Here is an 8,799-nt window from a genome sequence, read left to right as displayed (position 1 = left end):
CTGGGTGTCAGCGAAGAAACGCTGGAATTCTCCTACGACCCGCTCGGCAGGCTGATCGAGGAGACGACGGCTCAGGGCGCCTTGTCCTACGAGTACGACCCACTGAGCAACCTCACCACGCTGACGTTGCCCACCGGCCAACACCTCAACCATCTGTACTAAGGCAGCGGCCACCTGCACCAACTCAACCTCGACGGTGAGTTGATCAGCGACATCGAGCGCGACGACCTGCACCGCGAAGTCCTGCGCACCCAGGGCGCGCTCACCAGCTGTTTCGGCTACGACGCCCTGGGGCGCAAGAGTTGGCAGTTTGCTTCGCGCCTGCCAGCGGAAAAACTCTCGCGCCTGCACAACCCCGGAATCCAACTTGATTGGGTGCCAAGGAATGCACTCATATTCTATAAAGATATAAATAGATAATTATATATTCCTTTTGTTGTCGTCAAAGGCAGTGCACTTTGAGGGCCTGCCCATCCATGCGGAAGGGCTCGACCTCAGACAGGAAGCCTCACCATGACCATCAAAGCGATCAACGTCCGTAACCAGTTCAAGGGCGTCATCAAGGAAATTCTCGAAGGCGAAGTGGTCTCCGAAATCGACGTGCAAACGGCGTCGGGGATTGTCACTTCGGTGATTACCACCCGTTCGGTGCGTGACCTGGAATTGAAGGTCGGGAGCGAAGTCATTGCCTTTGTGAAATCAACCGAAGTCTCGATCGCCAAACTCTGAGTCCGGCCTCAACGCTTTTTTGTAGCAGCTGGCAGAGCCTGCGTTCGGCTGCGCAGCAGTCGTCATTTCTGAGGGCTTCGCCAGCTGCTACGGATCGCGTGAAGACTTTTGTTCGTTTATTTATAGATGAGGTTTTCATGGTGGGTCGTTTCAAGAATTCAGGTTTAACGTTGTTGGCGGCATCCATTGCGGCGGTGGGTGTATTGCTCAGCCCGGGTGCACAGGCGGAAGGCAAGATCAGCATTGCCCAGCAATTCGGTATCGGTTACCTGATTCTGGATGTGGTGCGCGATCAGCAGTTGATCGAGAAGCAGGGTAAGGCGCAGGGCCTGGATATTGTGGTCGACTGGAACAGCATTTCCGGTGCTACGGCGATGAACGAGGCGTTGTTGGCCGGTGCACTGGATGTGGTGTCGGCGGGTGTGCCACCGATGCTGACGATCTGGGATCGGACCAAGGGCAAGCAGAACGTCAAGGCGATTGCGTCACTGGGCTCAATGCCCAATTACCTGCTGACCAATAATCCGAATGTTAAGAACCTCAAGGATTTCACCGAAAAGGACCGCATTGCAGTGCCAGCGGCGGGCGTTGGGTTCCAGTCGCGAACGTTGCAGATTGAAACGGCGAAACAGTTTGGCGATGAGCATTTCAAGAAGTTCGACGACATCTCCATCAGCCTCGCGCACCCGGATGCGACGGCCGCGCTGATCGCCGGTGGTTCGGAAATCAGCTCGCACTTTTCCAGTCCGCCGTTCCAGTATCAGGAGTTGCAGAGTCCCAACGTGCACAAAGTGCTGAGTTCCTACGACGTGTTGGGTGGCCAGGCGACATTCAACGTGCTTTACACCACTGAAAAATTTCACGACGAAAACCCGAAAACCTACAAAGCGTTCTACGACGCACTGGCCGAGGCTGAAAAAATCATCAAGGCCGACAAGTCCGCTGCGGCCGCGACCTACATTCGGGTCGAGCAATCGAAGTTACCGTTGCCGCTGGTTGAGAAAATCGTCAACGATCCCGAAATTGACTTCACGATTACGCCACAACGCACGGCTGTTTATGCCGAGAAATTGCAGGCCTTAGGCGTGCTGAAAAACAAGGCTGAAAGCTGGAAGGACTACTTTTTTGAAGAGGCACACGGTGGGGCGGGCAGCTGAGTTGCCTTTATTCGCCTAAAAAAACCATAAAAAAACCCGGCTGATCAGGCCGGGTTTTTTGTGGGTGTTACGGTGTCGCAATATGTTCAGGCGACAGTGTTGCCTTGCAGGCGGTCGGAGCCATCGGCAGCAACGGTGTTGCCTTGCAGGCGGTCGGAGCCATCGGCAGCAACGGTGTTGCCTTGCAGACGGTCGGAGCCATCGGCAGCGACGGTGTTGCCTTGCAGGCGGTCGGAGCCATCGGCAGCAACGGTGTTGCCTTGCAGACGGTCGGAGCCATCGGCAGCGACGGTGTTGCCTTGCAGGCGGTCGGAGCCATCAGCGGCCACTTCGTTGCCTTTCAAACGATCCGAACCATCGGCAGCGACACGATTTTCAATCAGACGATCCGAACCACCTTCAGCCACACGACTTTCAATCAGTCGATCCGAGCCGCCTTCAGCGACGACAGGTTGAGCAGAGGTGGCGGCAAAAGCGTTAACGGCGAAGATCGAGAAAGCGATGCTGAGGATGGTTTGGCGTTTCATGATCGTGTGCTCCGGGGTGTTGTTGGTTGGTATGGAGCTGATGTTACGCCGTGGATTTTTTAAGAGAACTTCATTGAGTTAATGGTGACTATTGACGCAGTCAATGGTTGCGACCCCGTAGGCGCGAGCAGGCTCGCTCCTACAGGGTTTGTGATTACAAACTGGGGGCTAGCGAGAAATAAGCCCGTGATCCAGGGCGTATTTGACCAGCGCCGCCGGCTTGTCGATGTTGAGTTTGCGGCGAATGCTCAGCCGATGGGTTTCCACCGTGCGTACGCTGATGTCCAGTTCCCGGGCCATTTCCTTGTTGTTCAGACCTTGCGCCATCTTCGAGAGCACCTGGCTTTCCCGGGGCGTCAGCTCGTTGTCGGTGTTCTTGTCGGCGATTAAACGCTGGGCGATTTCAGCGCTGTAGAACGTGCCGCCGCTGGTGATGGCTTCGATGGCGGCGATGATCTCCCGTGACGGAGCGTTCTTTAGCACATAGCCGCTGGCACCGGAACGCACCGATTCACTGACGTACTCGTAATTGTCGTACATGCTCAGCACCAGCACCTTGAGTGACGGGTACTGACTGCGCAGCACGCGGGTCAGCTCGAGGCCGTTCATGTCCGGCAGGCTGATGTCCACCAGCAGCAAGTCCGGCTGGCAGCGTCCGACCATTTCGATGGCCTGCGCGCCGTTTTCCGCTTCGCCGACCATTTCCAGTGGCGACATGACGGCCAGCAGCGCCTTGATGCCGTCGCGGACCAGGGAGTGATCGTCGACCAGGGCGACGCGGATCGGGGAGGGCAGGTTCATGCAAGGCTTCACTCTTGTGTTCTGGTAATCAGCGTTTGCTCGTGGGCAGTCGCATTGGTAATAAAACGTCCAGCTCACTGTGGCCCGCCGCGGAGGTCAACTCGAAGCGACCACCAAAATGTTCGACGCGTTCACGGATGTTGCGCAAACCGATACCGCTGTGACGGCGTTCGACCTGAGCGACGTTAAACCCCACGCCGTCATCGACCACTGTCAGCCGAACCGACTGTTCACAGCCGCGCAGTGTAATGGAAACGTTTTTTGCCCCGGCGTGACGTTCGATATTGGTCAGGCCTTCCTGCACGATGCGGAACAGCGAAACAGCGGCGCCATCGACCAATTGGCAGTCGAACTCGTTGTCGTTGTAGGTCACCGTCAGCCCGCTGCGTTGCTCGAATTCAGCGGCCAGTTGGCCAATCGCCGCCGATAGGCCGAGCGTGTCGAGCAAGGATGAACGCAAATCGTGGGACAGGCTACGCACCTCGCCAATCGCTTCGCCCAGGCGTTCGGTGGCGTCTCTCAACGTGCCCAGGCCTTTGTCGTGAGCCTGACCGTTTTCCAGCAAATGGCTGGCCAGTTCGAATTGAAACTTGATCGATACGAGTACCTGGCTGATGCCGTCGTGCAGCTCGCGGGACACCCGTGAGCGTTCTTCTTCCTGGAGGCTGACGATACGCTGGGTCAGGCGTTGCAGTTTTTTGTCCGCCAAACGGTGCTCGCTGACGTTAAGGGTCATGCCGGTGGCAAACACGAACAGCACCGCGACGAGGGCGACCACGGCAATCGCCATCATGGTCTTGCGGATGCCCATCGCCACTTCGTCTCGGGCTTGCTGGGTGGCGCGCTCGACGTCTTCGAGGTAGATGCCGGTGCCGAGCATCCAGCCCCAGCGATCGAGCATCACCACGTAGGCCAGTTTGTCGGTCACTTGACCGGAGGACGGTTTGTTCCAGGCATAGCGTTGAAAACCTTCGCCCGACTGCGCACTTTTGAGCAGCGCCTGGATCACCGGCAGGCCATGGGGGTCTTTCATATCCCAGAGGTATTTGCCCACCAGGTCCGACTGGCGCGCGTGCATCAGGCTGCGGCCCTCGTGGTCGTACACGAAGAAGTAGCCGTTGATACCGAAGCTGAGTTTGCGCAGCTCTTCGAGCACTTTTTGCTGGGCGTGGACGTCACCGTGACCGTCGTCGTAAAGCGGCTCGATCAGGCTTTGCGCCATTTCGACGTAGTTTTTCAGTTCCGCGCGTTTGCTCGCCAGAATGCTGTCTTCGATCAACTGAGCCTGCTGATCACCGAGTTGGCGATTCAGGGAAATCACCAGCGCGCAAATGACGGCAATGGCCAGCACCAGCGGCAGAATCCCGAGGGCGACGATCTTGTGTTTGAGTTGCATGCTGACTCCTGCGCGCGAAGGGTCGGGATCATATGCCAAAGATACGCCTGGCCTGTAGCGCTGGTGGACGGAATGACCATCGAACTCCGGTCCCTGTAGGAGCTGCCGAAGGCTGCGATCTTTTGATCTTTCTGCGGTGCGGCTTTAAAAAATCAAAAGATCGCAGCCTTCGGCAGCTCCTACGGGAGTGTTGTCTACGTAGAACTACGTAGGCGCTACGTACGTAGTAACGCGGATTTATTTGTGGACGGCATGCGCGGATATTGGGCCAGCTCCGCACAGCGGACACAATTATAAAAATTACCGCCGCAGTTCACTGGCTGTGGCAGGAGACCCTCTATGCCCCGTCTGGCTAAACACCTCGGCTGGTTTGCCGTGGCTGTCCTGGGAGCGATTGCGCTGAGTGTCGTGGCCTTGCGCCGCGGCGAAGCGATCAACGCCCTGTGGATCGTAGTCGCAGCTGTTGCCATCTATCTCGTTGCCTACCGCTATTACAGCCTGTTCATCGCCAACAAGGTGATGCAGCTGGACCCCAATCGCGCCACTCCCGCTGTACTCAATAACGATGGTCTGGACTACGTGCCGACCAACAAACACGTGCTTTTTGGTCACCACTTTGCGGCCATTGCCGGCGCGGGGCCGCTGGTCGGTCCGGTGTTGGCGGCGCAAATGGGGTATCTGCCCGGCACGTTGTGGCTGATCGCCGGCGTGGTGCTGGCCGGTGCCGTTCAGGACTTCATGGTCCTGTTCATGTCCACCCGCCGCAACGGTCGCTCCCTGGGCGACATGGTCCGGGAAGAAATGGGCCGCATCCCCGGCACCATCGCGCTGTTCGGCTGCTTCCTGATCATGATCATCATCCTCGCGGTGCTGGCGCTGATCGTGGTGAAGGCTCTGGCTGAAAGCCCGTGGGGCATGTTCACCGTCATGGCGACTATTCCGATCGCGATGTTCATGGGCATCTACATGCGCTACATCCGTCCGGGCCGTATTGGTGAAATTTCCGTCATCGGCGTATTGCTGCTGCTGGGTTCGATCTGGTTGGGCGGGCAGATTGCTGCCGATCCAGTGTGGGCCAAGGCCTTCAGCTTCACCGGCGTGCAAATTACCTGGATGCTGATCGGCTACGGGTTTGTCGCTGCGGTTCTGCCGGTATGGCTGATTCTGGCACCACGTGACTACCTCTCCACGTTCCTGAAAATCGGCACCATCGTCGCCCTGGCCATCGGTATTCTGGTGACCATGCCGGAGTTGAGAATGCCGGCGTTGACCCAATTCGTCGATGGCACCGGTCCGGTATGGAAGGGCGGTCTGTTCCCGTTCCTGTTCATCACCATCGCCTGTGGCGCGGTCTCCGGTTTCCACTCGCTGATTGCTTCCGGTACCACGCCGAAGTTGCTGGCCAGTGAAGGTCATGCCCGCTACATCGGTTACGGCGGCATGCTGATGGAATCGTTCGTGGCGATCATGGCCATGGTAGCTGCCTCGGTGATCGATCCGGGTGTGTACTTCGCCATGAACAGTCCGGCCGCCGTCGTCGGTGCCGATGCTGTGACCGTCGCGCAAACCGTCAGCAGCTGGGGCTTTGCAATCACCCCGGAAGCGCTGCAGGCAGTCGCCCATGACATCGGCGAAACCACCATCCTGGCCCGTGCCGGTGGTGCGCCGACCCTGGCGGTCGGTATCGCGCAGATCCTGCACAGTGTGTTGCCGGGTGAAAACACCATGGCGTTCTGGTACCACTTCGCGATCCTGTTCGAAGCGCTGTTCATCCTGACCGCGGTAGACGCCGGTACCCGTGCCGGTCGCTTCATGCTGCAGGACTTGCTCGGCTCGTTCGTGCCGGCGCTGAAACGCACCGAATCCTGGACCGCCAACCTGGTGGCCACCGCAGGTTGCGTGGCGATGTGGGGTTACCTGTTGTACCAAGGCGTGATCGACCCACTGGGCGGCATCAATACCCTGTGGCCGCTGTTCGGTATCTCTAACCAGATGCTGGCCGGTATCGCGTTGATGCTTGGCACTGTCGTGCTGATCAAGATGAAACGTCAGCGTTATGTCTGGGTGACGTTGCTGCCGGCCGTTTGGCTGTTGATCTGCACCACAACCGCGGGCTTCATCAAGCTGTTCGACGCCAATCCGGCAATCGGCTTCCTGGCCTTGGCCAAGAAGTACAGCGATGCGCTGGCCAATGGTCAGGTGCTGGCCCCGGCGAAGAGCGTTGATCAGATGCAGCACGTGATTTTCAACGCCTACACCAACGCAACGCTGACCGCTTTGTTTCTGTTCGTGGTGTTCAGCATCCTGTTCTTTGCCCTCAAAGTCGGCGTCGCCGCCTGGGGCACCAAGGAACGCACGGATAAAGAAGCGCCATACCAAGCGCTGCCGGATGCCTGATCATGTTCAATGACCTGAGTCGTCTGGGCAAATACCTCGGTCAGGCCGCACGCCTGATGGTGGGCATGCCCGACTACGACAACTACGTCGAGCACATGCAGACCAAGCACCCGGACAAGCCGCTGATGGACTACGAGGCGTTCTTTCGCGAACGCCAGGAGGCCCGTTACGGCAGTAAGGCTGGACCGAAGTGTTGTTGAGTGAATAAAAAAACCGGCCTGAACAGGCCGGTTTTTTTATGCGCGATGTTGTAAAACCCTCGGATTACGCCGCAAGGCGATCCGAGTCATCATCACTGTGCGAACGCTGAACCCCGACCCTGCAATCGCGAGTCGCGGAGTCTCGCTGTTGTGCTTGCATTGCCCGATCCGCCAGTTTGGCTTTGTGAATCAGGCGACACAGCACGGCGGCCGTGGCGATGGACAACAGTGGCCAGTAAATGAACAGCGCTTTCAGGGACATGGCGTTTTCTCACGCGGCCGACGTTTTTCGTGACTGCCGAATCTGTACGGCAGTGGTGTAATGTCATTGTGACATCTTTTTGTGGCAAATAATGTTGATTGTTGTGCTTCAGCATGAAAATTTTGTAGGAATTGCCATGTGCCCGTTACTTCCCAAACCAAAGCGGGATAGCCGTTTGTCGGGGGTATCGGTATGCTCTGCGCGTCGTCTGAATGCCATCGATTAATAACTACAGTGATGCCATGAGCCAATCAGAATCGCGTGCGAATGTTCTAGCGCTGTATCCGGAAGACTCCCGCGAGGCGGCGGCGTTGCTCAAGCAAGCCGTTCCTTTGATGGTTCGCCATAACATTCCGCCCAATCCTGTGCATTACGCACTCTGGTACACCTACAGCAAAGGTCAGGATCCGGAGCTCAACCGGCACCTGGACAGGGTTCTCCGCGACTTCGACGGTTGCCCGCCGGAATCCGCGTCCCGGCTGTTTCGCGAATACATCATTCGTGACGAACTCGAAGACGCTCGCGCCGAGCAGCAACAGGTCTTCAGTCTGGTTGATGGTATGGAGCGTGACGTTTCGCGCAGCGTGATGGGCAGCCAGACCTTCCAGAACCGCTTGGGGCAGTGCCTGGAAATGCTCGACGAACCGGTCAGCGACCGTTTGCCGGGCATTCTCAGTGAGCTGCAGCAGAGCACCCGCGTGATGCAGAGCCAGCAGGAGCGCTTCCTCGGCCAGTTGCAGTCGGCGCAAAACGAAATCAAGACCCTGCGCGACAAGCTGGAACGCGCCCAACGGGCCGCGACCCTCGATGGCTTGACCGAACTGCTCAACCGCACCGCGTTTACGCGCTTGCTGGAGCAGGCGCTGGGCAAGGCCTCCCGGCGAGTAGCGCTGGTGATGCTGGACATCGACCATTTCAAGCAGTTCAACGATCAGTACGGCCACCCCTTGGGCGATCGCGTTTTGCAGCACGTCGGGCAGGTGTTGCGCGGCGCGCTGCCAGCCCATGCGTTCGCCGGACGTTACGGCGGGGAGGAGTTCTGCGTCGTGCTGGAAGGCTGCGCCGATCTGGCCCGCGCCCGCGCCTACGCCGAACAGCTGCGCCTGAAAGTGCAATCGTTGCGGATCAAGGCGCGTGGCACCGACACGGTGCTCGATACCATCACCGCGTCTTTCGGTGTCGCCTTCGCCGAGCCCTGCGACAACCTGGAAAGCCTGGTGACCCGCGCCGACGACGCGTTGTATGAAGCCAAGCGCAACGGTCGCAATCAAGTGCAAGCCCTGCATCAAAGCCCGGCACTGCAGTTGTAAACCTGCGATTGCGTTGCGCC

General features: G+C 58.2%; 9 protein-coding genes and 1 pseudogene. 6 read left to right on the top strand and 4 right to left on the bottom strand.

Features of this window, described 5'->3' with window-relative positions; translation table 11 throughout:
- The 3 genes and pseudogenes from KVG88_RS19565 to KVG88_RS19555 form a co-directional block, all read left to right on the top strand.
- Window positions 1-417, top strand: a pseudogene (locus KVG88_RS19565) (RHS repeat domain-containing protein); the annotation flags it as partial.
- A gap of 96 nt (window positions 418-513) precedes the next feature.
- A complete protein-coding gene (locus KVG88_RS19560) occupies window positions 514-729 on the top strand; it encodes a TOBE domain-containing protein (protein ID WP_007904463.1) in 216 nt (71 codons plus the stop codon).
- 137 nt (window positions 730-866) lie between these two features.
- Window positions 867-1,886: an ABC transporter substrate-binding protein gene (locus KVG88_RS19555; protein ID WP_217872489.1), complete on the top strand. Its 1,020-nt coding sequence runs from the start codon at window positions 867-869 to the stop codon at window positions 1,884-1,886.
- Window positions 1,887-1,972: 86 nt separating this feature from the next.
- Here the strand turns inward: KVG88_RS19555 and KVG88_RS19550 are convergent, their stop codons facing one another.
- The 3 genes from KVG88_RS19550 to KVG88_RS19540 form a co-directional block, all read right to left on the bottom strand.
- Window positions 1,973-2,413: a hypothetical protein gene (locus KVG88_RS19550; protein WP_217872488.1), complete on the bottom strand. Its 441-nt coding sequence runs from the start codon at window positions 2,411-2,413 to the stop codon at window positions 1,973-1,975.
- Between the two features lie 168 nt (window positions 2,414-2,581).
- Complete coding sequence (locus tag KVG88_RS19545; protein ID WP_217872487.1) at window positions 2,582-3,214, bottom strand: response regulator; 633 nt, start codon at window positions 3,212-3,214, stop codon at window positions 2,582-2,584.
- A gap of 28 nt (window positions 3,215-3,242) precedes the next feature.
- Window positions 3,243-4,610 carry a cache domain-containing protein gene (locus tag KVG88_RS19540; RefSeq protein WP_217872486.1) on the bottom strand — a complete coding sequence of 456 codons (1,368 nt, stop codon included), beginning with the start codon at window positions 4,608-4,610 and terminating at the stop codon, window positions 3,243-3,245.
- 339 nt (window positions 4,611-4,949) lie between these two features.
- On the opposite strand from KVG88_RS19540, the gene KVG88_RS19535 reads away from it, so the two are divergent.
- Together KVG88_RS19535 and KVG88_RS19530 are read left to right on the top strand one after the other, a co-directional pair.
- Window positions 4,950-7,007: a carbon starvation CstA family protein gene (locus KVG88_RS19535; RefSeq protein ID WP_150700957.1), complete on the top strand. Its 2,058-nt coding sequence runs from the start codon at window positions 4,950-4,952 to the stop codon at window positions 7,005-7,007.
- Window positions 7,008-7,009: 2 nt separating this feature from the next.
- Window positions 7,010-7,207, top strand: coding sequence for a YbdD/YjiX family protein (locus KVG88_RS19530; RefSeq protein ID WP_034150399.1), 198 nt, complete (start codon window positions 7,010-7,012; stop codon window positions 7,205-7,207).
- A gap of 64 nt (window positions 7,208-7,271) precedes the next feature.
- Here KVG88_RS19530 and KVG88_RS19525 read toward each other — a convergent pair whose 3' ends face one another.
- Window positions 7,272-7,469, bottom strand: coding sequence for a hypothetical protein (locus KVG88_RS19525; RefSeq protein WP_217872485.1), 198 nt, complete (start codon window positions 7,467-7,469; stop codon window positions 7,272-7,274).
- 242 nt (window positions 7,470-7,711) lie between these two features.
- Here KVG88_RS19525 and KVG88_RS19520 point away from each other — a divergent pair, with 242 nt between their 5' ends.
- Window positions 7,712-8,779, top strand: coding sequence for a GGDEF domain-containing protein (locus KVG88_RS19520; protein WP_217872484.1), 1,068 nt, complete (start codon window positions 7,712-7,714; stop codon window positions 8,777-8,779).
- Window positions 8,780-8,799: the final 20 nt, after the last annotated feature.

The sequence above is a fragment of the Pseudomonas azerbaijanoccidentalis genome (assembly GCF_019145495.1).
Taxonomy (GTDB): Bacteria; Pseudomonadota; Gammaproteobacteria; order Pseudomonadales; family Pseudomonadaceae; genus Aquipseudomonas; species Aquipseudomonas azerbaijanoccidentalis.
Note: the sequence above shows the minus strand (reverse complement) of the source record. Positions and strands in the feature narration are given on the sequence as shown.

Coding starts and splice junctions, on each gene's coding strand:
- KVG88_RS19560 (WP_007904463.1), top strand. CDS start 514: ATGACCATCAAAGCGATCAACGTCCGTAACCAGTTCAAGGGCGTCATC.
- KVG88_RS19555 (WP_217872489.1), top strand. CDS start 867: ATGGTGGGTCGTTTCAAGAATTCAGGTTTAACGTTGTTGGCGGCATCC.
- KVG88_RS19550 (WP_217872488.1), bottom strand. CDS start 2,413: ATGAAACGCCAAACCATCCTCAGCATCGCTTTCTCGATCTTCGCCGTT.
- KVG88_RS19545 (WP_217872487.1), bottom strand. CDS start 3,214: ATGAACCTGCCCTCCCCGATCCGCGTCGCCCTGGTCGACGATCACTCC.
- KVG88_RS19540 (WP_217872486.1), bottom strand. CDS start 4,610: ATGCAACTCAAACACAAGATCGTCGCCCTCGGGATTCTGCCGCTGGTG.
- KVG88_RS19535 (WP_150700957.1), top strand. CDS start 4,950: ATGCCCCGTCTGGCTAAACACCTCGGCTGGTTTGCCGTGGCTGTCCTG.
- KVG88_RS19530 (WP_034150399.1), top strand. CDS start 7,010: ATGTTCAATGACCTGAGTCGTCTGGGCAAATACCTCGGTCAGGCCGCA.
- KVG88_RS19525 (WP_217872485.1), bottom strand. CDS start 7,469: ATGTCCCTGAAAGCGCTGTTCATTTACTGGCCACTGTTGTCCATCGCC.
- KVG88_RS19520 (WP_217872484.1), top strand. CDS start 7,712: ATGAGCCAATCAGAATCGCGTGCGAATGTTCTAGCGCTGTATCCGGAA.